Source organism: Burkholderia sp. AU44665 (assembly GCF_030504405.1).
GTDB lineage: Bacteria > Pseudomonadota > Gammaproteobacteria > Burkholderiales > Burkholderiaceae > Burkholderia > Burkholderia semiarida.
The window spans coordinates 64,766-87,389 of the sequence record NZ_JAUJRI010000013.1 but is presented as its reverse complement, the minus strand read 5'-3'; the positions used below and the strand labels follow the sequence as shown (position 1 = coordinate 87,389).

The 22,624-nt window shown below is 67.7% G+C and carries 18 protein-coding genes; 9 read left to right on the top strand and 9 right to left on the bottom strand.

Going from position 1 to position 22,624, the window contains the following annotated elements; genetic code table 11:
* The first annotated feature begins 156 nt into the window (after positions 1 to 156).
* Together putA and QZM15_RS23760 are read left to right on the top strand one after the other, a co-directional pair.
* On the top strand, positions 157 to 4,089 hold the full coding sequence (gene putA / locus QZM15_RS23765; protein ID WP_060310235.1) for a trifunctional transcriptional regulator/proline dehydrogenase/L-glutamate gamma-semialdehyde dehydrogenase: 3,933 nt from the start codon (positions 157 to 159) through the stop codon (positions 4,087 to 4,089).
* An 84-nt stretch (positions 4,090 to 4,173) separates the two neighbouring features.
* The gene (locus QZM15_RS23760) at positions 4,174 to 5,313 is read left to right on the top strand and encodes a branched-chain amino acid ABC transporter substrate-binding protein (RefSeq protein WP_089464428.1); all 1,140 of its coding nucleotides are present in this window, start codon (positions 4,174 to 4,176) and stop codon (positions 5,311 to 5,313) included.
* Positions 5,314 to 5,526: 213 nt separating this feature from the next.
* On the opposite strand, the gene QZM15_RS23755 is transcribed toward QZM15_RS23760, so the two are convergent.
* The 6 genes from QZM15_RS23755 to QZM15_RS23730 form a co-directional block, all read right to left on the bottom strand.
* Positions 5,527 to 5,937 (bottom strand): hypothetical protein, encoded by a 411-nt coding sequence (locus QZM15_RS23755; RefSeq protein ID WP_302107367.1) that lies wholly within the window; start codon positions 5,935 to 5,937, stop codon positions 5,527 to 5,529.
* A complete protein-coding gene (locus QZM15_RS23750) occupies positions 5,930 to 6,598 on the bottom strand; it encodes a M35 family metallo-endopeptidase (protein ID WP_302107366.1) in 669 nt (222 codons plus the stop codon). Before QZM15_RS23750 ends, QZM15_RS23755 begins: the two co-directional genes overlap by 8 nt.
* A 4-nt stretch (positions 6,599 to 6,602) precedes the next feature.
* Entirely contained in the window at positions 6,603 to 7,148 is a 546-nt protein-coding gene (locus tag QZM15_RS23745; RefSeq protein ID WP_226233720.1) for a hypothetical protein, read from the bottom strand.
* A gap of 10 nt (positions 7,149 to 7,158) precedes the next feature.
* Entirely contained in the window at positions 7,159 to 7,818 is a 660-nt protein-coding gene (locus QZM15_RS23740) for a PAAR domain-containing protein (RefSeq protein WP_302107365.1), read from the bottom strand.
* 170 nt (positions 7,819 to 7,988) lie between these two features.
* Positions 7,989 to 9,497 (bottom strand): class I adenylate-forming enzyme family protein, encoded by a 1,509-nt coding sequence (locus QZM15_RS23735; protein ID WP_302107364.1) that lies wholly within the window; start codon positions 9,495 to 9,497, stop codon positions 7,989 to 7,991.
* A 50-nt stretch (positions 9,498 to 9,547) separates the two neighbouring features.
* Positions 9,548 to 11,200: an acyl-CoA dehydrogenase family protein gene (locus QZM15_RS23730; RefSeq protein WP_302107363.1), complete on the bottom strand. Its 1,653-nt coding sequence runs from the start codon at positions 11,198 to 11,200 to the stop codon at positions 9,548 to 9,550.
* A 120-nt stretch (positions 11,201 to 11,320) separates the two neighbouring features.
* Between QZM15_RS23730 and QZM15_RS23725 the strand changes: the two genes are divergently transcribed.
* From QZM15_RS23725 to QZM15_RS23710, 4 genes are all read left to right on the top strand, one after another.
* The gene (locus QZM15_RS23725; protein WP_059580535.1) at positions 11,321 to 11,989 is read left to right on the top strand and encodes a TetR/AcrR family transcriptional regulator; all 669 of its coding nucleotides are present in this window, start codon (positions 11,321 to 11,323) and stop codon (positions 11,987 to 11,989) included.
* Positions 11,990 to 12,197: 208 nt separating this feature from the next.
* Positions 12,198 to 13,352 carry a pyridoxal phosphate-dependent aminotransferase gene (locus QZM15_RS23720; protein ID WP_059580538.1) on the top strand — a complete coding sequence of 385 codons (1,155 nt, stop codon included), beginning with the start codon at positions 12,198 to 12,200 and terminating at the stop codon, positions 13,350 to 13,352.
* 48 nt (positions 13,353 to 13,400) lie between these two features.
* Positions 13,401 to 14,189, top strand: a complete 789-nt coding sequence (locus tag QZM15_RS23715) for an ABC transporter substrate-binding protein (RefSeq protein ID WP_124863079.1) — start codon at positions 13,401 to 13,403, stop codon at positions 14,187 to 14,189.
* A 14-nt stretch (positions 14,190 to 14,203) separates the two neighbouring features.
* Positions 14,204 to 15,634, top strand: a complete 1,431-nt coding sequence (locus QZM15_RS23710) for an FAD-binding oxidoreductase (protein WP_302107362.1) — start codon at positions 14,204 to 14,206, stop codon at positions 15,632 to 15,634.
* Positions 15,635 to 15,686: 52 nt separating this feature from the next.
* On the opposite strand, the gene QZM15_RS23705 is transcribed toward QZM15_RS23710, so the two are convergent.
* Together QZM15_RS23705 and cadR are read right to left on the bottom strand one after the other, a co-directional pair.
* On the bottom strand, positions 15,687 to 16,259 hold the full coding sequence (locus tag QZM15_RS23705) for a PadR family transcriptional regulator (RefSeq protein ID WP_059580544.1): 573 nt from the start codon (positions 16,257 to 16,259) through the stop codon (positions 15,687 to 15,689).
* Positions 16,260 to 16,327: 68 nt separating this feature from the next.
* A complete protein-coding gene (gene cadR / locus QZM15_RS23700) occupies positions 16,328 to 16,759 on the bottom strand; it encodes a Cd(II)/Pb(II)-responsive transcriptional regulator (protein WP_059580548.1) in 432 nt (143 codons plus the stop codon).
* An 81-nt stretch (positions 16,760 to 16,840) separates the two neighbouring features.
* Here cadR and QZM15_RS23695 point away from each other — a divergent pair, with 81 nt between their 5' ends.
* The gene (locus QZM15_RS23695; RefSeq protein WP_302107361.1) at positions 16,841 to 19,435 is read left to right on the top strand and encodes a heavy metal translocating P-type ATPase; all 2,595 of its coding nucleotides are present in this window, start codon (positions 16,841 to 16,843) and stop codon (positions 19,433 to 19,435) included.
* A gap of 10 nt (positions 19,436 to 19,445) precedes the next feature.
* Positions 19,446 to 19,811 carry a zinc ribbon domain-containing protein gene (locus QZM15_RS23690; RefSeq protein WP_302107360.1) on the top strand — a complete coding sequence of 122 codons (366 nt, stop codon included), beginning with the start codon at positions 19,446 to 19,448 and terminating at the stop codon, positions 19,809 to 19,811.
* Between the two features lie 157 nt (positions 19,812 to 19,968).
* Here QZM15_RS23690 and QZM15_RS23685 read toward each other — a convergent pair whose 3' ends face one another.
* Positions 19,969 to 20,850 carry a GyrI-like domain-containing protein gene (locus QZM15_RS23685; protein WP_302107359.1) on the bottom strand — a complete coding sequence of 294 codons (882 nt, stop codon included), beginning with the start codon at positions 20,848 to 20,850 and terminating at the stop codon, positions 19,969 to 19,971.
* Between the two features lie 276 nt (positions 20,851 to 21,126).
* Here QZM15_RS23685 and QZM15_RS23680 point away from each other — a divergent pair, with 276 nt between their 5' ends.
* Positions 21,127 to 22,590 (top strand): mechanosensitive ion channel, encoded by a 1,464-nt coding sequence (locus tag QZM15_RS23680; protein ID WP_302107358.1) that lies wholly within the window; start codon positions 21,127 to 21,129, stop codon positions 22,588 to 22,590.
* Positions 22,591 to 22,624 lie beyond the last annotated feature (34 nt).

The following is a 22,624-nucleotide window of genomic DNA, read 5'->3' as shown; positions in this document are numbered from 1 at the left end:
CCCTAGGTTGCAACCGCATAAGTGGCTGATTATATTGACTAACTTATGGGTGCAACCCATCTCTTTATTTGGTTGCACCTTTTTATTGCGTGCCGTAGGATTTCGCGCATCCTCTTACACCACACTGCCGGGCTCGCACCGGCGCACGAACCCACCATGGCAAGCACGACTCTCGGCGTCAAGGTCGACGACCTTCTTCGCTCGCGCCTCAAGGACGCCGCCGCGCGTCTCGAGCGCACTCCCCACTGGCTGATCAAGCAGGCGATCTTCGCGTATCTGGAGCGGATCGAGCACGGCCAGTTGCCGCCCGAGCTGTCGGGCCACAGCGGCGTGACGGAGCTCGCCGACGGTCAGTCCGCGGACGGCGACGACGACAACTCGCCGCATCCGTTCCTCGAGTTCGCGCAGAACGTGCAGCCGCAATCGGTGCTGCGCGCGGCGATCACGGCCGCGTACCGCCGCCCGGAACCGGAGTGCGTGCCGTTCCTGCTCGGCCAGGCGCGCTTGCCCGCGAACCTGCAGGCGGACGTGCAGACGCTCGCGACGAAGCTGGTCGAGGCGCTGCGCGAGAAAAGCTCGGGCGGCGGCGTCGAAGGGCTGATCCACGAGTTCTCGCTGTCGAGCCAGGAAGGCGTCGCGCTGATGTGCCTCGCCGAAGCGCTGCTGCGCATTCCCGATCGCGCGACGCGCGACGCGCTGATCCGCGACAAGATCAGCAAGGGCGACTGGCGCTCGCACGTCGGCCACGCGCCGTCGCTGTTCGTGAACGCGGCCACCTGGGGGCTGATGATCACCGGCAAGCTCGTGACGACCAACAGCGAAGCGGGGCTGTCGTCGGCGCTCACGCGCCTGATCGGCCGCGGCGGCGAGCCGCTGATCCGCAAGGGCGTCGACATGGCGATGCGCCTGATGGGCGAGCAGTTCGTCACCGGCGAGACGATTTCCGAAGCGCTCGCGAACAGCCGCAAGTACGAAGCGCGCGGCTTCCGCTACTCGTACGACATGCTCGGCGAAGCGGCGACGACCGAAGAGGACGCGCAGCGCTACTACGCGTCGTACGAACAGGCGATCCACGCGATCGGCAAGGCGGCCGGCGGCCGCGGCATCTACGAAGGCCCGGGCATCTCGATCAAGCTGTCGGCGCTGCACGCGCGCTACTCGCGCTCGCAGCAGGACCGCACGATGAGCGAGCTGCTGCCGCGCGTGCGCGCGCTCGCGCTGCTCGCGCGCCGCTACGACATCGGCCTGAACATCGACGCGGAAGAAGCCGACCGGCTCGAACTGTCGCTCGACCTGCTCGAGGCGCTGTGCTTCGATCCGGAGCTCGCGGGCTGGAACGGCATCGGCTTCGTCGTGCAGGGCTACCAGAAGCGCTGCCCGTTCGTGATCGACTACCTGATCGATCTCGCGCGCCGCAGCCGCCACCGCCTGATGATCCGCCTCGTGAAGGGCGCGTACTGGGATACCGAAATCAAGCGCGCGCAGGTCGACGGCCTCGAAGGCTATCCGGTCTATACGCGCAAGATTTACACCGACGTGTCGTACCTCGCGTGCGCGAAGAAGCTGCTCGCGGCGCCCGACGCGGTCTACCCGCAGTTCGCGACGCACAACGCGTACACGCTGGCCGCGATCTATCACCTGGCCGGCCAGAACTACTACCCGGGCCAGTACGAATTCCAGTGCCTGCACGGGATGGGCGAGCCGCTGTACGAGGAAGTCACGGGCCGCGACAAGCTGAACCGCCCGTGCCGCGTGTACGCGCCGGTCGGCACACACGAGACGCTGCTCGCGTACCTGGTGCGCCGCCTGCTGGAAAACGGCGCGAACACGTCGTTCGTGAACCGCATCGCCGATAAAACGGTGTCGGTGAAGGAACTGGTCGCCGACCCGGTCGATGAAGCGTCGAAGGTCGTGCCGCTCGGCGCGCCGCACGCGAAGATCCCGCTGCCGCGCAACCTGTACGGCGACGAACGTCCCAATTCGATGGGCCTCGACCTGTCGAACGAACACCGTCTCGCGTCGCTGTCGTCCGCGCTGCTCGCGAGCGCGCATCACCCGTGGCGCGCGGCGCCGATGCTCGCCGACGACGCGCTCGCCGACGCACCGGCGCGCGACGTGCGCAACCCGGCCGACCAGCGCGACGTGGTCGGTACGGTCAGCGAAGCGACGGCCGAGCACGTGAGCGCGGCGCTCGCGCACGCGGTGGCCGCCGCGCCGATCTGGCAGGCGACGCCGGTCGATGCGCGCGCCGATTGCTTGGTGCGCGCGGCCGACCTGCTCGAAGCGCAGATGCACACGCTGATGGGCCTGATCGTGCGCGAAGCCGGCAAGTCGTTGCCGAACGCGATCGCCGAGATCCGCGAAGCGGTCGACTTCCTGCGCTACTACGCGGCGCAGATCCGCGGCGAATTCTCGAACGACACGCACCGTCCGCTCGGCCCCGTGGTCTGTATCAGCCCGTGGAACTTCCCGCTCGCGATCTTCATGGGCCAGGTGGCCGCGGCGCTCGCCGCCGGCAACACGGTGCTCGCGAAGCCGGCCGAACAGACGCCGCTGATCGCCGCGCAGGCCGTGCGGCTGCTGCGCGAGGCCGGCGTGCCGGCCGGCGCGGTGCAACTGCTGCCGGGCACCGGCGAGACCGTCGGCGCGGCGCTGGTCGCCGATCCGCGCACGCGGGCGGTGATGTTCACGGGCTCGACCGAAGTCGCGCGCCTGATCAACAAGACGCTCGCCGCGCGCCTCGACCCGGACGGCAAGCCGATTCCGCTGATCGCGGAGACGGGCGGCCAGAACGCGATGATCGTCGACTCGTCGGCGCTCGCGGAGCAGGTCGTCGCGGACGTGATGCAGTCGTCGTTCGACTCGGCCGGTCAACGGTGTTCGGCGCTGCGCGTTCTGTGTCTGCAGGACGACGTCGCGGACCGCACGCTGACGATGCTCAAGGGCGCGATGCACGAGCTGTCGCTCGGCAACCCCGACCGCCTGTCGACCGACGTCGGCCCGGTGATCGACGCCGAAGCGAAGCAGACGATCGACGCGCACGTCGCGGCGATGAAGGACAAGGGCCATGCGGTCACGCAACTGCCGATGCCCGACGCGTGCGCGCACGGCACCTTCGTGCCGCCGACGCTGATCGAGATCGGCAGCATCGACGAGCTCAAGCGTGAAGTGTTCGGCCCCGTGCTGCACGTGGTGCGCTACCGCCGCAGCCAGCTCGACAAGTTGCTCGAGCAGATCCGCGCGACGGGCTACGGGCTGACGCTCGGCATCCACACGCGGATCGACGAGACGATCGCGCACGTGATCTCGAATGCGCACGTGGGCAACATCTACGTGAACCGCAACGTGATCGGCGCGGTGGTCGGCGTGCAGCCGTTCGGCGGCGAAGGGCTGTCGGGCACGGGCCCGAAGGCCGGCGGCGCGCTGTACCTGCAGCGCCTGCTCGCGACGCGTCCGTCGGGCCTGCCGCGCTCGCTCGCGCAGTCGCTGGTGGCGGACGGCGCGACCGAAAGCGATGCGCGCGGCAACCCGGCGGCGGCGCTCGCGACGCTGCGCGACTGGCTGATCGAGCAGCGCGAGCCGGCGCTGGCCGCACGCTGCGACGGCTATCTCGCGCAGGTGCCGGCCGGCGCGACCGCCGTGCTGAGCGGGCCGACGGGTGAGCGAAACACGTATACACTCGGCCCGCGCGGCACGGTGCTGTGTGTCGCGGCGACGCCGGGCGGCGCGCGTGCGCAGTTCGCGGCGGTGCTGGCGACGGGCAACCGCGCGCTGTTCGCCGGCGCGGCGGGCGAGGCGCTGGCGGCCGCGCTGCCGGCGTCGCTGAAGGCGCACGCGGCCGTGCGCAAGCAGGCCGACGCGCCGTTCGACGCGGTGCTGTTCGAGGGCGACAGCGACGAGCTGCAGACGCTCGTGAAGGACGTCGCGCAGCGGCCGGGCCCGATCGTGTCGGTGCAGGGCGTGTCGGCGGGCGCGTTCGAGAACGGCGATGCGGAAGACTACGCGCTCGAACGGCTCCTGACGGAGCGCTCGGTGAGCGTGAATACGGCCGCGGCGGGCGGCAATGCGAATTTGATGACGATCGGCTGATCATCCTTGCCGTTCGGATCAAACAAAGGAAGCGGCAAGGCGATCCCGAAGCTGCTTCATTTACCCTGGTACCAAGGAGATGCTATGCAACACACGATGAAAAAGGTGGCAGGCGCGACGTTCGTCGCGGTCATGTCGCTGGCGGGGACGGCCCATGCGGATGACGTGAAGATCGGTTACGCAGGGCCGATGACGGGCGCGCAGGCGCACTACGGCAAGGATATGCAGAACGGGATCGTGCTCGCGCTGGAAGACTTCAACGCGACGAACCCGAAGATCGGCGGCAAGCCGGTGAAGTTCGTGCTGAGCACGCAGGACGACCAGGCTGACCCGCGCACGGGCACGACGGTCGCGCAGAAGCTCGTCGACGACGGCATCAAGGGCATGCTCGGCCACTTCAACTCGGGCACGACGATTCCCGCCTCGCGCATCTACGCGAACGCGGGCATTCCGGAAATCGCGATGGCGACGGCGCCGGAATACACGCAGCAAGGCTACAAGACGACCTTCCGCATGATGACGTCCGACACGCAGCAGGGCTCGGTGGCCGGCGCGTTCGCATCGAAGGATCTCGGCATGAAGAAGATCGCGATCGTCGACGACCGCACGGCCTACGGCCAGGGGCTCGCCGACCAGTTCGAGAAGGCCGCGAAGGCCGGCGGCGCGACGATCGTCGACCGTGAATTCACGAACGACAAGGCTGTCGACTTCAAGGCGATTCTGACGAAGCTGAAGGCGGCGAAGCCGGACCTCGTCTACTACGGCGGCGCGGATTCGCAGGCAGCGCCGATGGTCAAGCAGATGAAGGCGCTCGGCATCACCGCCCCGCTGATGAGCGGCGAAATGGTGAAGACGCCGACGTTCCTGAAGATCGCGGGCAACGCGGCCGAAGGCACGATCGCCTCGCTGGCCGGGCTGCCGCTGGAAGAAATGCCGGGCGGCAAGGCTTACGCCGACAAGTACAAGAAGCGTTTCGGGGAAGACGTGCAGACGTACTCGCCGTACGCGTACGACGGCGCGATGGCGATGCTGAACGCGATGAAGAAGGCCGATTCGACCGATCCGGCGAAGTACCTGCCGGTGCTCGCGAAGACCGACATGGCCGGCGTCACGTCGACGCACGTCGCGTACGACGCGAAGGGCGACCTGAAGAACGGCGGCATCACGATGTACAAGGTCGAGAAGGGCGACTGGAAGCCGCTGAAGAGCATCGGCGGGAAGTAAGCAGCTCGATGTGATGTGATGTGACGCGCGGGCGGCGGCGCGATGCGTCGTTCCGCGATTCATGCGAAAAAGCCACCGGGCCGTTGGGTCCGGTGGCTTTTTCTTTGGTGGCCCACGGCCGGCAGGGCATAGGGATCTTGCAGGCCGCGGTGCAGCAGGATCGCCGCATGCGTACGTCCATACCGCGTCGCCGTGATCGGCGGCATTGTGACGCTACTTGCCGTCGCAGCACTTGTTAGGGCAATCGGGCAGGAAGGAAATTTCCACACGCCGCCCATTGTCCACGTCGCGCTGCGAATAGACGCTGGTACTCTTGTTGATGGTCCCGCGTAAAAAACCGAGTTGCTCCAACAGCGCATACGCGGTTTGCAATCTCGATTGCGCAAGGGCCAGTGCTTCCGGTTCACTTTCCTCGGCATGGCCGCTGATCAGTGTCGTTTCCTTGGTTAGGTGATTTGCATAATTGAGTTTTTGATCGACTACCCATTTTGCAATGCGAACGATCTCCGAATTCGATATGTACGAGCTGTCTCTCGAAAAATAGATGTCGAAGTTCTCGCTGGCGATGCATGCGAATGCCGGATTGGAGGTGAGAAGGCTTAGACAGACAATAAACTTAAGCATTGTAAATGACGTACCCTGCAATACTGTCGGCATTGTTGATTGCTCGATTCGGATTTTCGGCTCCAAACGTCAAACACTCCTCCATGAAATATCTGTGATCCTTGGTTCCCATTGTGTCGTCGAAATGACTAACCTCATGAATCAGAGTGGAAACTACGGAATCTTTTTCCCATGAGAAATCTCGCATTGTACAAAAGTCGGGATGTATTGCAATCGTATGAGTTGCGGTATCCGGCGAACACACTGAGGCCGCGACTCCTGATTTGTTCGGATTTGGAACGCACCCGATATGTTTGAATCGCTCGCTATCCCATCGCGTGAAATTGTATCCTGTGAGTGTCTTTAGTACGCGGACGATTGCGTTCAGGCCTATTAATAGTGTTGCGCGGGTACCTTCGTCAGTTCTACCGAACCACTGTAATGCGCGTGCCTTGTCAGCGTTGGACCAACGTTGCAAATCCTTGATTCTTTTTTCGACGAGAGAAACGGCTCGATCGCGTTTACTCAATACCATTTCCCGAAATTCCTTGTTTGTCATGTTGTGACATATTTTTTCGGTATTTATCGTTACTTCCACCATCGACCCAGGATTGGTATTGGTGACTGCACCTGAGTGCACGAGGAACCATTCTCCGCCGTCATTCATATCAAAATTCTTCATTGCCTCAATGTTCCGTCGTATAGATTTTCAGAGTTGCCGAGGCATCGGTGGCGATTCGATGCGTTTGCCCGGCCGCGTCCGTGGTGCCCGTGAAAATCTGCCCGGTGTCGGTAACGATTCGGTAGCGGATGCTCGCGAGCGGGCGGCGGTAGCCATCGAGCAAGGTGAATTGCTCGTCGTGTACGACAGCCGACCGAGCAAATGACCGCTTGGCTGCATCCGGTTGGCGCCCAGTCAGCGTCGCTGCCTCTCCCGCAGTAAAAGTCATCCGCATGCCGCGCTCAGCGTAGAAGACCGGCGGTGGGTTGCATCCGCAGACATTGATATCGCCGCTCAATGCCCACTGTTTGCCGTTTGGGCCGGTACCGGGCCGACGCGGCCCTTGCGGTGCGATGTACCCTTCACGCTTGCAGGCCGAACAGTAGGTCTTCATATCGAGCGTGGCGATATGAACCCTCGGCGGCGGATTGGAACAAGTCACGGTGTCGAGGCCTTCGACAATCACCGCCTCCCCGGCGCGGTCGCCTTTAGCAAGAAAGTAGCGGATCATCGGCGCTACCTCAGCGGGGCATAGATGAGCAGGTGACGACGCTGAATACAACGGACGACGCTACGCCTTGTCGCTCGGGACTATCGGTGATCGTGTCGCCGTTATCGAGTTCGCTGCCAACGAATGCGAGCGGCGCGAAGCCGGGCCCGTCGGCCAGACCCAGACCGGTCGTGACGCGCGCGGTTGAACCGTCCGGATAGTGGATCAGGTCGCCCACCGTGGCAGCTTTGCCCAAGTGCGGCGCTACTTCCCATGTGCTGGACGGCTCGCGCAATGCACCGCCGCGCGCTGTTGTCGCGCCACGTACCGCCAGTCTGTAGGTGGGCGGCGCGGGTGGAGGCACATAGGTCGGATCGAACAGGCCCGCAACGCTTTGCCCATCCCGCACGTGAATGCCCCATGAGGTGCGCAGCGTTTCGGTAATGCGGTCGCCGTTGCTCAACCGGCTGCCGACCAGCGCGAACGGCTTGCCTCCGCTATGGTTGTTTCCCGCGCCGTCGATAATCGAGGCTTCGCTGCCGTCGTCATAGGCCACTACGTCGCCGACGCAGGCGACTTCCAATCCAGCCAGGGTCAGGCCACTGGTTGCGGTGGTGATGCGTCCACCGCGTTCCGTGAGTGCGCCAACGGTGGCGAAAAGATGGGTCGGTGCTTTGGATTCGTTTTTCATCCGGCTTCCCTGTCTCAGTAAATGGAATGGCTGCCTATAGACGCTATTCCAGATAAGAAACGTCGATCAATCGGACGAATATGATTCAGAGCTGTTAACTTCTATTACTTGTTCCGTTCGGCCTGTTGCATTGACCGCGCGCGCGAATGCGCTAGCTCAATCGCGGATGCTCAGTCCCTGCGCCCGCGCAGCAAGAACTTCTGCAACTTGCCCGTCGGCGTGCGCGGCAGCGCCTGCACGAACGTGAATTCGCGCGGGATCTTGTACGCCGCGAGCCGTTCGCCGCAGAACGTGCGCAGCGCATCCGCATCGGGCGCCGCGTTCGCCCGCATCACGACATGCGCGACGACCGTCTCGCCCCAGTCCGGATGCGGAACGCCGACGACGGCCGCTTCAACGATGTCCGGGTGCGCGCCGAGCACGTCCTCCACTTCCTTCGAATAGACGTTCTCGCCGCCGGTGACGATCATGTCCTTCAGCCGGTCGACGATGAACAGATAGCCATCCTGATCGATCCGCGCGATGTCGCCGGTGCGATACCAGCCGCCCGGCGCGAATGCGGCGTGCGTGGCGGCCGCGTCGTCGAGATAGCCGAGCATCATGCTGTCGGCCTTCAACCAGATCTCGCCGGTCTCGCCCGGCCGCGCATCGACGCCGTCCATCCGCACCACCCTCAGGTCGACGCCCGGGCCGCCGTGGCGGCCTATCGAGCCGGCCTTCGCGATCTGCTCGTCCGGATACAGCGTCGTGCCGGCGGGCCCCGCTTCCGTCATTCCGTACACCTGAAAGAACGCGTGACTGCGATACGCACGGGCAAGCCGTTCGGCCTGCGCGGCGCCGATCGGACCGCCGCCGTACAGCCACGCGCGCACGCTCGACAGGTCGAACGCCGCGAAGCCGTCGATCGTGTCGAGCGGCAGCGTGTACGACACCGGCGCGCCGAAATACAGCGTCACGCGCTCGCGCTCGACGGTCTGCAGGAAGCGCAGCGGATGGTATTCGCGCAGCAGCACGACGGTGCCGCCCGCATACAGCGTGCCGCCGAACCAGTTGTTCAGCGGCGACGAATGCCAGATCGGCATCGCCATCAACGTGCGTTCGTCACGGCCGATGCCGGTCGCGAGCGCCGCCTGCATCGCCGCGAGCGTCACCGTGCGATGACTGTGCACGCAACCCTTCGGGCGGCCAGTCGTGCCGGACGTGTAGAGGATCTGCGCGATGTCGCCGTCGGCCGGCTCGATGCCCGCGAGGCCGTCCATCGTCGCGCACATCGTGTCGAAGTTCGGCACGCCGTCGAGCTCGCCCTCGGTCACGAGCCGCCGCGCCGGATGCACGACGCGCTCGACCACCGGCGCGAGCGCCACGTCGAACAGCAGCGCGGTGCTGCGGCTGTGTTCGAGCACGTAGTCGACTTCCGGCGCCTGCAGCTTGTGGTTGATCGGCACGAACGCCGCGCCGAGCCGCCATGCGCCGAACATCAGGTCGACGAAGGCCGGCGTGTTGAAGCACATCGCGGCGACGCGGTCGCCGGCCGCGACGCCGAGCGCGCTCAGCACGGCCGCCGCGCGGTGCGAACGCTCGCGCGCGGCCGCATACGTGATCGTCGCGGATTCGCTGACGAGGAACGGTTTGTCGGGCGTCGCACGGGCGGCGCGGTCGAGGGCGGCGACGAGATTCATCGAGGCTCCGGGCGGGCGAACGGCCGCGAATTCGGGTGAAGGGGCCGGCGTCAGGCCGGGTACGCGCGCTGCAGCAGCGCGGCGACGTCGATCGCATGCGGATCGAAGCCGCCCGCGATGCGTCCCCAGTCGGGCGCCGCGAGCCGCGTCGCGACGAACGCGTCGGCGACCGCCGCCGGCGCATCGCGACGCAGCAGGCACGCCTGCGCGACGAGCGCGAGCCGTTGCGCGAACACGCGGCCCGACGCTTCGAGCGTGTCGGCCGGGGCGGCGAGCATCGCGCGCAGCGCGTCGAGCGCCGCGCGAATGCGCGGTTCGCCCGCACCGAGGTCGGCCAGTTCGTCGAACAGCGCGGCGGCCGCGTCGGGCTCGCGCGACACCGCGCGCAGCACGTCGAGGCACATCACGTTGCCCGAGCCTTCCCAGATCGAGTTGACGGGCGCCTCGCGGAAGAGGCGCGCGATCGGGCCGTCGTCGACGTAGCCGTTGCCGCCGAATACTTCCATCACCTCGCCGGTCAGCTCGACCGCGCGCTTGCAGACCCAGAATTTCGCGGCGGGCGTGACGATCCGTTTCCATGCGCGTTCGCGCGGCGAGTCGTCGCGTTCGAACGCATCGGCGAGCCGCATCGCGAGCGACAACGCCGCTTCGCTCTCGAGCGCGAGATCGGCGAGCACGGTGCGCATCAGCGGCTGCTCGGCGAGCGCGCGGCCGAACGCATGGCGCTGGCGCGTGTACGCGATCGCCTGCACGACGCCCTGGCGCAGCATCGCCGCGCTGCCGAGCACGCAGTTCAGCCGCGTGTACGTCGCCATCTCGATGATGGTCGGAATGCCGCGGCCTTCGTCGCCGAGCATGATTCCCCACGCGTCGTTCAGCTCGATCTCGCTGCTCGAGTTGCTGCGGTTGCCGACCTTGTTCTTCAGCCGCTGGATCTCGACCGCGTTCTTCGTGCCGTCCGGCCGCCAGCGCGGCACGTAGAAGCACGACGGGCCGCCGGCTTCGGTGCGCGCGACGACGAGGTGCGCGTCGCACATCGGCGCGGAGAAGAACCACTTGTGGCCGCGCAGCCGGTATTCGCCGCCGCGCCCGCCCGCGCCGACCGGCGTGGCGAGCGTCGTGTTCGCGCGCACGTCGGAGCCGCCCTGCTTCTCGGTCATGCCCATGCCGAACCAGATCGCGCGCTTGGCGGCGATCGGCACGTCGCGCGGATCGTAGTCGTCGCTGTAGAGCTTGTCGCGCAGCAGGTCCCACAGCGCGGGTTCCTTTTGCAGCACGGGGATCGCGGCCTGCGTCATCGTCGCCGGGCACAGCGTGCCGGCCTCGATCTGGCCGTGCAGGTAGAAGCCGGCGGCCGTCGCGGCCCAGCGGCCGCGGCGCGACTCGCGGAACGCGAGCGACACGAAGCCTTCGTGGCGGTACTGGCCGAGCAGCGCGTGCCAGGCGGGGTGGAAGTCGACGCGATCGATGCGCCGGCCGCGCCGGTCGAACGCGTTCAACTCCGGTGTGTGCCGGTTCGCTTCGTCGGCGAGTTGCGCGGTGTCGGCGCTGCCGAGCCGCGCGCCGTACGCGTCGAGCTGCGGCACGGCCCAGTCGGCGCCGGCCCGGACGAGCGCGTCGCGCAGCGCGAGATCCGTCGCGAAGAGGTTATAGTCGACGAGTTCGTCGAACTGGTTCGTGACGGCGTGAGTCGGGTCGGTCATCGCGGTTGTCTCCGGTCTCGTGCTTCGCGGTCAGCCGGCGTCGCGCCGCGCGCAAGGCGCTTCGGCGCGGGTTCGGGCTGCCGGTAAAACGTGTTCCCTGCTGAATTCAGAGTAGCAAATATGCCGCCGCGACATGTTCAGGTTCCGGCGCCGCCCGGCTCGCCGGCGGCGCAACCCGCGCCCGCGTTGCGCCGCAGGCCGCGCCAGTCGCGCGCGCAGGCGAGCTCCGACGCGCTGCAACAGGCGTTCGTTCAGCTTTTGCTCGAACGCGGCTACGCGAAGGCGACAATCCGCGAGATCGCGGCCGTCGCGGGCGTCAGCATCGGCACCTTCTACGAGTATTTCGGCGACAAGCAGAGCCTCGCGGCGCTCTGTATCCACCGCCGCGTGCTGGCGCTGGCCGACCGGCTGCGCGACACGGCGCAGCGGCTGCGCGGTGCGCCGCGGGCGGCGCTCGCCGCCGCGCTGGTCGACCTCCAGGTCGATGCGATCGCCGCCGACGCGGCGCTCTGGGGTGCGCTGTTCGCGCTGGAGCGGCAGGTGTCGCCGCTGGCCGCGTATCGCCGGCATTACGACGCCTATGTCGCGCTGTGGCGCGATGCGCTCGCGCACGCGGCCGATCCGCCGCCGGCCGAACGGCTCGACGGGATCGCGCGGATGGCCCAGACGATCTGCTACGGCGGGCTGTCGCAGGCGCTGCTGACGCTCGGGCCCGCGCTCGATTTCGCCGCGCAACGCCGCGAACTGCGGGCCGTGCTGCTCGCGTATTTCGCGACGGCCGACGCCTAGCCTTTCGTAGGGGAAATGCCGGATTTGCATGTCGGCCCGTCGAGCCGGCCGTGCCGTTGCGTGCTTCTCCCGCCGAGCCATGAGAAAAATGCATGGCCGCCATGACGAACTTTCGATTGTCCGCCGATATTGGCTCGGGCTAAATCATGCGGCAGATGCGGTGCCGCGCATGGCGCCGCCCGCCCGAAGGACATCAGGAGGAGGAGTCATGCGAAGCGCCACCGCGCCCCGTTCGAAACTGCCCGACGTCGGGACGACGATCTTCACGGTGATCGGCCAACTGGCTGCTCAACACGACGCGTTGAACCTGTCGCAGGGCGCGCCGAATTTCGCGCCCGATCCGGCGCTCGTCGAAGGCGTCGCGCGCGCGATGCGCGACGGTCACAACCAGTACGCGCCGATGGCGGGCGTGATCGCGCTGCGCGAGCGGCTCGCCGAGAAGACCGAGGCGCTGTACGGCGCGCGCTACGACCCGGCGACCGAGATCACGGTGATCGCGAGCGCGAGCGAAGGGCTCTATGCGGCGATCAGCGCGCTCGTGCACCCGGGCGACGAGGTGATCTATTTCGAGCCGTCGTTCGACAGCTATGCGCCGATCGTGCGGCTGCAGGGCGCGACGCCGGTCGCGATCAAGCTGTCGCCCGAGCATTTCCGCGTGAACTGGGACGAGGTGGCCGCGGCCATCACGCCGCGCACGCGGATGATCATCGTCAACACGCCGCACAACCCGACCGCGACCGTGTTCTCCGCCGACGATCTGGAGCGGCTCGCGCAGCTCACGCGCGACACGGGCATCGTGGTGCTGTCCGACGAAGTCTACGAACACGTCGTGTTCGACGGCGCGCGGCACCAGAGCGTCGCGCGCCACCGCGAGCTGGCCGAGCGCAGCGTGATCGTGTCGTCGTTCGGCAAGTCGTTCCACGTGACCGGCTGGCGGGTCGGCCATTGCCTCGCGCCGGCCGAGCTGATGGACGAGATCCGCAAGGTGCACCAGTTCATGGTGTTCTCGGCCGACACGCCGATGCAGATCGCGTTCGCGGAAATCCTCGCGCGGCCGGACAGCTATCTGGGCCTGTCGGCGTTCTACCAGGCCAAGCGCGACCTGCTCGCGCGCGAGCTGGCCGAGTCGCGTTTCGAGCTGCTGCCGAGCGAAGGCTCGTTCTTCATGCTCGCGCGCTTTCGCCACTTCTCGGACGAAAGCGACAGCGACTTCGTGCTGCGCCTGATCCGCGACGCGCGGGTCGCGACGATTCCGCTGTCGGCGTTCTATACCGACGGCACCGACGCCGGCGTGATCCGGCTCAGTTTTTCGAAGGACGACGCGACGCTGGTCGAAGGCGCGCGGCGGCTGCGTTCGCTGTAGGACAACCGGCGGCGGAGACGTCGCATCGACCCGACCCAGGAGATCACAATGAAACACACGGCTATCCTCAAACTCGCGTTCGCACTCGCATGCGCAAGCGGCGCCGGCGCGGCGCTCGCCGATGCGCCGACGCTGCGCTTCGGCCTCGAAGCGCAATACCCGCCGTTCGAATCCAAAGCGCCGAACGGCGACCTGCAGGGCTTCGACATCGACGTCGGCAATGCCGTCTGCCAGACGGCGAAGCTGTCGTGCAAATGGGTCGAGACTTCGTTCGACGGGCTGATTCCGGCGCTCAAGGGCCGCAAGTTCGACGCGATCAACTCGGCGATGAACGCGACCGAGCAGCGGCGCCAGGCGATCGACTTCACGACGATCATCTATCGCGTGCCGACCCAGTTGATCGCGCGCACCGGCAGCGGCCTGCTGCCGACGCCGGAATCGCTGAAGGGCAAGCGCGTGGGCGTGCTGCAGGCGTCGATCCAGGAAACCTTCGCGAAGGCGCACTGGGAGCCGGCCGGCGTCGCGGTCGTCGCGTACCAGGACCAGAACCAGGCGTATGCGGACCTAGTCGCGGGCCGCCTCGACGCGACGCTCGTGCTCGCGCCGTCCGGCCAGCGCGGTTTTCTGTCGCGCCCGGACGGCAAGGGCTTCTCGTTCGTCGGCCAGCCGGTGCACGACGACAAGATTCTCGGCAGCGGCATCGCGTTCGGCCTGCGCAAGGGCGACGACGCGCTGAAGGCGAAGCTCGACGCGGCGATCGACAAACTGAAGGCGGACGGCACGGTGAAGTCGCTCGGCCTGAAGTATTTCGGCGATATCGACATCTCGACGAAGTGAGCGGGCCGCGCACGATGCCGACCCCGAACCCGGGCGCCACGGGCAGCGAACCGGGCGGCAGGCCGCCGCTGGACGAGGCCGTCGATGCCGTGCTCGCCGCCGAACTGGGCGACGCGCTCGTCACGCGCGCGGCCGATATCGATCCGCGCTACTTCACCGCGTACAACGAGCCGGCCGGCGTGCGGCCGCGTGCGCTGGTGCGCCCGCGCAGCGTCGACGACGTGTCGCGCACGCTCGCGCTGTGCACGCGGCTCGGCCAGCCGGTCGTGCCGCAAGGCGGACTGACGGGGCTCGCGCGCGGCGCGGTCGCGCTGGGCGGCGAGGTCGTGCTGTCGATGGAGCGCTTCGCGGGCGTCGACGCGCTCGACGCGGCGGCCGGCACGATCACCGTGCGCGCGGGCACGCCGCTGCAGACGGTGCAGGAAGCCGCGCAAGCGGCGGGCTTCACGTTCGGCGTCGATCTCGGCGCGCGCGGCTCGTGCCAGATCGGCGGCATGCTCGCGACCAATGCGGGCGGCACGCGCGCGATCCGCTACGGGATGATGCGCGAGCAGGTGCTCGGGCTCGAGGCCGTGCTCGCGGACGGCACGGTCGTGTCGTCGATGAACCGGATGCTGAAGAACAACGCGGGCTACGACCTGAAGCAGCTCTTCATAGGCAGCGAAGGGACGCTCGGCGTCGTCACGCGCGCGGTGCTGCGGCTGCATCCGTTGCTGGCGGCGCCGGCCACGGCGCTCTGCCGCGTGCGCGACTACGAGACGGTGGTCGCGCTGTGGAATCGTGTCCGCACGCTGCCGGAAGTCGTCAGCTTCGAGGCGATGTGGCCGGCGTTCTACGACTACGTCGCGCGCCATACACCCGGGGTGTCGGCGCCGTTCGTCGGCGCTGGCGGTTTCGTGGTGTTGATCGAATGCGCGACGAGCGCGCCGGGCGGCGATGCGCACCAGGCGCTCGAAACGGAGCTGGGTGCGGGGTTCGATGCGGGGCTCGTCGACGATGCGGTGCTCGCGACTTCCGAGCGGCAAGCGCGGGACTTGTGGACGCTGCGCGAAGGCCTCGCGATCGATGCGCTGCCCAATCTCGTCAACTTCGACGTGAGCTTGCCGACGGGCGAACTCGGCGCGTTCGCCGAACGCTGCGAGGCGGCGTTGCGGGCGCGCTGGCCGGCGCTCACGTGCCTGTTCTTCGGCCATGTCGGCGACGGCAACGTGCATATCGGCGTGTCGCTGACCGACATGACCGACGCGGACGCCGACGCGCTCGATCACTGCGTGTATGCGGTGGTGCGCGACATGGGCGGCTCCGTGTCGGCCGAGCACGGGATCGGCGCGCTCAAGCGTCCTTATCTCGCGCACACGCGCAGCGACGCGGAAATCGGGCTGATGCGGCGCCTGAAGGCCGCGCTCGACCCGCGCGGCATCCTGAATCCCGGCAAGGTGCTGTGACGCGGCCGGCGCCCGTCGCCCGCCGCCGGCAGAAAACGGCCGGCGCGACGCGTCAACCGTCCACCCAGCGCAGCGCGCCGATCTTCAGGTGTTCGACGACGCTGCGTGCCCAGTCGAGCTCCGCATTGAGGAGCACGAGCGCATGTTCGTTCTGCAGCAGGAACAGGCGCGGCACCTGGTCGGCCTGCGCGGTGGCGCGCAGCGCTTCCAGCCGCTCGCGCTCGGCGTCGAGACGCGCGATACGCAATTCGAGCTGGTGGCGCGCATCCTCGGCATCGAGCAGCGGCAGGAATGCGAGACCGGCGCCGAATGCCGGAAATTCACGGGCGGGCTCCGCGAGCAGCGCATGCAGCCACGCCTGCCCCGCCGTGTGCCCGGCTTCGGTCAGCGCATACACGGTGCGCTCCGGAAACGCGCCGTCGCGCTCGGTGTCGTGCACGGCGATCAGCCCGTCGCGCAGCAGGCGGTCGATCGTCTGGTAGAGGCTCGTGCGCTGCCGCACGTTGACGACTTCGTCGTAGCCGCGGGCCTTCAGTTGCTGCAGCATCCCGTACGGATGCATCGGCGCTTCGGTGAGCGTCGCAAGGACGGCCAGCGCGAGTGGGGACGGGCGGCTCGTGGACATGAATAGTTAAAGTATGTCTAGTAATAATATAACTATTCTCGAATACACTATCAGGTTTGACAAGGGTTTCAGCCGAGGTGCGAGCGCTTTGCGGCTGGCGCGACGGTTTCCATCGTCGCGAGACCGTGCACGATGCCGCAATCCTCGACCGAATGCTCGCCCACGCACTGGCGGCGCAATTCGGTGAGCTGGTTGCGCAGATGCGTGAGTTCGGCGAGGCGCGCATCGACGTGTCCGATGTGATCGTCGAGCAGCGAATTGATCGAATCGCAGCGGTCGGCCGGCGTATCGGTGAGCCGCAGCAGCGCGCGGATTTCGTCGTGCGCCATGTCGAGCGCGCGGCAGTTGCGGATGAAGCGCAGCCGCTCGACGTGCACGTCGGTGTAGTTGCGGTAGTTCGAATCGGTGCGCTCCGCGTCCGGCATCAGACCCTCTTTCTCGTAGAAACGGATCGTCTCGGGCGTGCAGCGGGCCGCTTTGGCCAGTTCGCCAATCTTCATGCCTTTCTCCCGTGCAAGGGTTGACCTTGTAGTGGCTTCAGGGTGTTAACTCTACACCGTCAAGCCACAAAGGAGGTTGTCATGACCGACGCCAAGCGCACCCCCGACCCACGACACCGTCATGCCGGCGGCGCCGATGCGTGCTGCGCCGATGCGCGCGACACGCAGACGGCGGCCGTGGCCGATGCGGTGCCGGCGGCCGGCGCGCGCGCGCACGGCCATGACCGCGATCACGATCATGGCCACGACCACGGGCACGATCACGCCGCACACGGCGACGCGGGTCATGACCACGATCACGACGAGGCGCGTGACGATACGCACGAGCATGGCGCCACGTGTTCGCACGACCACGCCGCGCATGACCATGTCGGCCACGGCCACGGCCACGGCCACGGCCACGGCCACGGCCACGGCCACGGCCACGGCCACGGCCACGACCGCGGCCGCGGCCACGACCACGCTGCCGGCGACTGCTGCGCGCCGGCCGCGCTGACGCTCGCGCCGCTGCCGGTCGCGCAGGCGACCGCGTCGGGCCACGTGCGCTCTGCGTTCCGGATCATGCAGATGGACTGCCCGACCGAGGAAACGCTGATCCGCAAGAAGCTCGGCGGGATGAGTGAAGTGTCGGCGCTCGAATTCAACCTGATGCAGCGGATGCTGACCGTCGAGCACGTGCCCGGCGCGCAGCCGGCGATCGAAGGCGCGATCCGCACGCTCGGGATGACGCCGGAGGCCGCGACGGCCGATGCGCCGTCGGCGCCCACCGCGCCGCCGCCGGCGAAGCCGTGGTGGCCGCTGGCGCTCGCCGGCGTCGCCGCGATCGCGTCCGAAGGCGCGACCTGGGCCGGGCTGCCGGTGCGGCTGTCGGCGGCGCTCGCGCTCGCCGCGGTGCTCGCGTGCGGGCTCACCACGTACAAGAAGGGCTGGATCGCGATCCGCAACGGCAACCTGAACATCAACGCGCTGATGAGCATCGCGGTGACGGGCGCGATGGCGATCGGCCAGTGGCCGGAAGCCGCGATGGTGATGGTGCTGTTCACGATCGCCGAGCTGATCGAGGCGAAGTCGCTCGACCGCGCGCGCAATGCGATCCAGGGGTTGATGCAGCTCGCGCCGGACACCGCGACCGTGCAGCAGGCCGACGGCTCGTGGCGCACGATCGAGGCCGCGCAGGTCGCGCTTGGCGCCGTCGTGCGCGTGAAGCCGGGCGAGCGGATCGGGCTGGACGGCGAAGTCGTCGCGGGCCGCTCGACGGTCAACCAGGCGCCGATCACCGGCGAGAGCCTGCCCGTCGAAAAGGCGAGCGGCGATGCCGTGTACGCGGGCACGATCAACGAATCCGGTTCGTTCGAATACCGCGTGACGGCCGTCGCGGCCCACTCGACGCTCGCGCGGATCATCCACGCGGTCGAGGAAGCGCAGGGCGCGAAGGCGCCGACGCAGCGCTTCGTCGACCAGTTCGCGCGCGTCTACACGCCGATCGTGTTCGCGGTCGCGCTGCTGGTCGCGGTGGCGCCGCCGCTCGTGATGGGCGGCGCGTGGCACGACTGGATCTACCGCGCGCTGGTGCTGCTCGTGATCGCGTGCCCGTGCGCGCTGGTGATCTCGACGCCGGTGACGATCGTGTCGGGGCTCGCGGCCGCGGCGCGGCGCGGAATTCTCGTGAAGGGCGGCGTCTATCTGGAGGAAGGGCGCAAGCTCGCGTGGCTCGCGCTCGACAAGACCGGCACGATCACGCACGGCAAGCCGGTGCAGACCGACTTCGACGTGCATGCGGACGATGCCGATGCGGCGCGCGTGCGGCACCTCGGCGCGAGCCTCGCCGCGCGCTCCGATCACCCGGTGTCGCAGGCGATTGCCGCCGCGGCGCGCGACGCCGGCACGACGGCATTCGCCGACGTGCAGGACTTCGAAGCGATTGTCGGGCGCGGCGTGCGCGGCACGATCGACGGCGCGCGCTATTGGCTCGGCAATCACCGGCTCGTCGAGGAGCTCGAGCGCTGCTCGGCGGCACTCGAGACGAAGCTCGACGCGCTGGAGCGGCAGGGCAAGAGTGTCGTCGTGCTGGTCGACGAAACGCGCGTGCTCGGTATCTTCGCGGTGGCCGACACGATCAAGGACACGAGCCGCGCCGCGATCGCCGATCTGCATGCGCTCGGCATCCGTACCGCGATGCTGACGGGCGACAACCCGCATACCGCGCAGGCGATCGCGCAGCAGGCCGGCATCGACGACGCGCGCGGCAACCAGTTGCCGGAAGACAAGCTCGCGGCGGTCGAGGAACTGTCCGCGGGCGGCGCGGGCGCGGTCGGGATGGTCGGCGACGGGATCAACGATGCGCCGGCGCTCGCGCGCGCCGACATCGGCTTCGCGATGGGCGCGATGGGCACCGACACGGCGATCGAGACGGCCGACGTCGCGCTGATGGACGACGACCTGCGCAAGATTCCCGCCTTCGTGCGGCTGTCGCGCGCGACGCACCGCGTGCTGGTGCAGAACATCGGCTTCGCGCTCGGCGTGAAGGTCGTGTTTCTCGGGCTCACCGTCGCGGGGCTCGGCACGATGTGGATGGCGGTCTTCGCGGACGCGGGCGCAAGCCTGATCGTCGTGGCCAACGGCTTGCGGCTGCTGTCGTCCTCCGGGGCGTTCGGCGGCGCACCGGCCAAGCGTTGAGGAGCGGGCGATGAGTTTTCTGAAACGGATCTTCGGCGGCCATGGCAGCGGGCACGGCAATAGCGGCCACGGCGGTCACGGCGGCGGGCATCATGGCGGGCCGCGCCAGGGCGGAAACGGCGGCCACGATGCGCGCGGCCGCGATCGCCACGGCTGGGGCTGGCAGGCGCCGGCCGATGTGGGCAACGGTGGCCAGGGCGGCAATCTGGCGCTGAGCCAGCTCGCGTGCGCGGGCTGCGGCGCACTCAACGCGGCCGATGCACGCTTTTGCGCGCAGTGCGGCGCGGCGCAACGCGGCAAGGCCTGCAGCCGCTGTCACGCGGCGCTGGCGGCCGACGCGCGGTTCTGTCCCGGCTGCGGAACGCAGGCGGCTTGAAGATATCCGCGTGTTCGTGCCGGCTGTGCATGAGCACAGGCCGGCACGCTTCGTTCGACGGCCGGCGCACCGGCATGCCCGATGTCGTCCCGGGCATGCTCGCGCCGGCAATATCGTCGCGGTCCGTCAGGATACGGCTCGACGACGCACCGTTTAGTCAGCGCAACGGCAGACGAATCTCGGTGCGCAGGTCGGCCGGCGCCGTGTCCATCGGCGTATTGAGGTACAGCTCGAACGGCGGCGCGTCGGCGGCTTCGCGGCCCGAGTGACGCAGCCAGTCGCCGTAGAGCCACTGGTAGGCCGTCTTCAGGTCCGCATACGGCCCGGTATGCAGCAGCACCGCGTATTCGCCGCCTGCGATCGTCGCACGCTCGACCGGCGGCACGGGCGCGACGTCCGGCACGCCGTCGGCCGGCATGATGCACGCTTTCGCGCGCAACTGTGCTTCGGGCGTCGTGTCCGGATCGTCGTAGAAAATCCCGATCATCTTCGCGCCCGGGCCGATCAGCCCGTGCTGCCCGGCCCACGCGCCGATCCGGCCGAACGCGTCGCCCACCTTCAGGTACGCGCCGGTGTGCGCCACCGCGTAGCCGCGCAGTTCCGGCAGACGCCGGATCTCGACTTCATGCTTGAACATGTCTTCCTCTCCTCGCTGTAGTGGATAAATCGGCCGGTGTGTGCCCGTGCGGCGATGCTCCGCCGGCAACACGCCGTACGCGTCGCGAAACGCCCGCGCGAACGCGTGCGTCGACCCGTAGCCCGCGCGCCGCGCGATCTCGTCGAGCGGCCGCGCGGTGCAGACCAGATCCTCGGACGCCCGCACGATCCGCATCCGCCGCACCGTCAGCACGATCGATTCGCCGTACAGCGCGCGGTAGACGCGCTGCCAGTGATACGGCGACAGGCACGCGACTTCGGCGAGCCGGTTCAGGTCGAGCGGGCCGTCGAGATGCGCGCCGATGTATGCGTGAACACGCGCCACGCTGGCCGCGTAGCGAGCCCACGCGGGCGGATCGGTTTTCGTGTCGGCTGGGGGCATCGGCGTGTCCGGGCTGGAACCGACGCCACGGTAGCACGGGCCGAATGGACAAATCTTGCGGAAATGCGTAGTCGTCCGAATTCCGTCCCCTTTTTATTTCAACGAAATGGGGTCTTGTCCCTCCGCGATCTATGACTAAAGTTAAAGACGGTGAAATCGGATGAACGCGTCATTTTTCTCGGGTAAGTTGCTCGGACGGGGCAGCACGCATTTCGAAGTACGCAGGTAGTTCGTCGATGTTCAATCGCAACGCCACGTTTTTCGGGAGAAGAAGAAATGGATGCTTCCAGCTTCATCACGTCGCTGCAGACCACGCTAGGCGGATACCTGCCGAAGATCGCCGGCGCGATCGGCATCCTGGTGATCGGCTGGCTGATCGCCGTCGCGGTGCGGGCCGGCGCGCTCCGGCTGCTCAACGCGCTGAAGGTCGATCAGCGGATCACCGACAGCACCGGCCAGGGCGCGTGCGTCGAACGCATCATCGCCGGCGGCCTGTTCTGGCTCGTGCTGCTCGTCACCGCGGTGGGCATCTTCAACGTGCTCAACCTGTACGCGGTATCCAATCCGTTCTCGCTGCTCGTCACGCACATCGTCAACTACCTGCCGAACCTGATCGGCGGCGCGGCGCTGACGCTGATCGCGTGGCTGATCGCGTCGCTGCTGCGCAGCCTCGCGAACCGCGCGCTGAAGGCGAGCAAGGTCGACGCCACGCTGTCCGAAAGCGCCGGCATGCAGCCGATGAGCGGCTATCTCGGCGACGTGCTGTTCTGGCTCGTGATCCTGATGTTCCTGCCGGCGATCCTCGCGTCGTTCGCGCTGTCGGGCCTGCTGTCGCCGGTGCAGGGCATGGTCGACAAGCTGCTCGCGATCGTGCCGAACCTTTTCGCGGCCGCGGTGATCGGCTTCGTCGGCTGGGTCGTCGCGCGCGTGCTGCGCGGCCTCGTGACGAACCTGCTGGTCGCCGCCGGCGGCGACCGCCTCACGCAAGGAATCGACAGCCCGACGCCCGTGCGCGTGTCGAGCCTGGTCGGCACGATCGTCTACGTGTTCGTGTTCGTGCCGACGCTGATCTCCGCGCTCGACGCGCTGAAGATCGACGCGATCTCGATCCCCGCCACCAACATGCTGAACCAGTTCCTCGGCGCGGTGCCGGACATCGTCGCGGCGATCGTGATCGTGCTGGTCACGTTCTACTTCGCGCGCTTCGTCGCGTCGCTCGCGCAGAAGCTGCTGGAAGCCGCCGGCGTCGACGGGCTGCCGGCCGTGCTCGGCGTCGAGCGCGTGTTCTCGGGCATCCTGCAGCCGTCGGTGCTGGTCGCGCGGCTGATCGTGTTCTTCGCGATGCTGTTCGCGTCGGTCGAAGCCGCGAACCGGCTCGGCTTCACGCAGGTGCGCGACGTCGTCACGCTGTTCATCGAATTCGGCGGCCACGTGCTGATGGGCGGCGTGATCCTCGTGATCGGCGTATGGCTCGCCGGCCTCGCGCGCCGCGTGATCGAGCAGGCCGACCGCGAGCACAGCGTGCTGTTCGCGCGCATCGCGCAGTTCGCGATCCTCGGCCTCGTGTTCGCGATGGGGCTGCGCGCGATGGGCATCGCGAACGAAATCGTCCAGCTCGCGTTCGGCCTCGTGCTCGGCGCGATCGCGGTGGCCGTTGCGCTGTCGTTCGGCCTCGGCGGCCGGGAAGCGGCCGGCAAGCTGCTCGATCGGTGGTTCAACCAGCGCGGCGGCGGCCAGTAAGCACGCGCGATCCGGCCCGCATCGGACGGGCCGG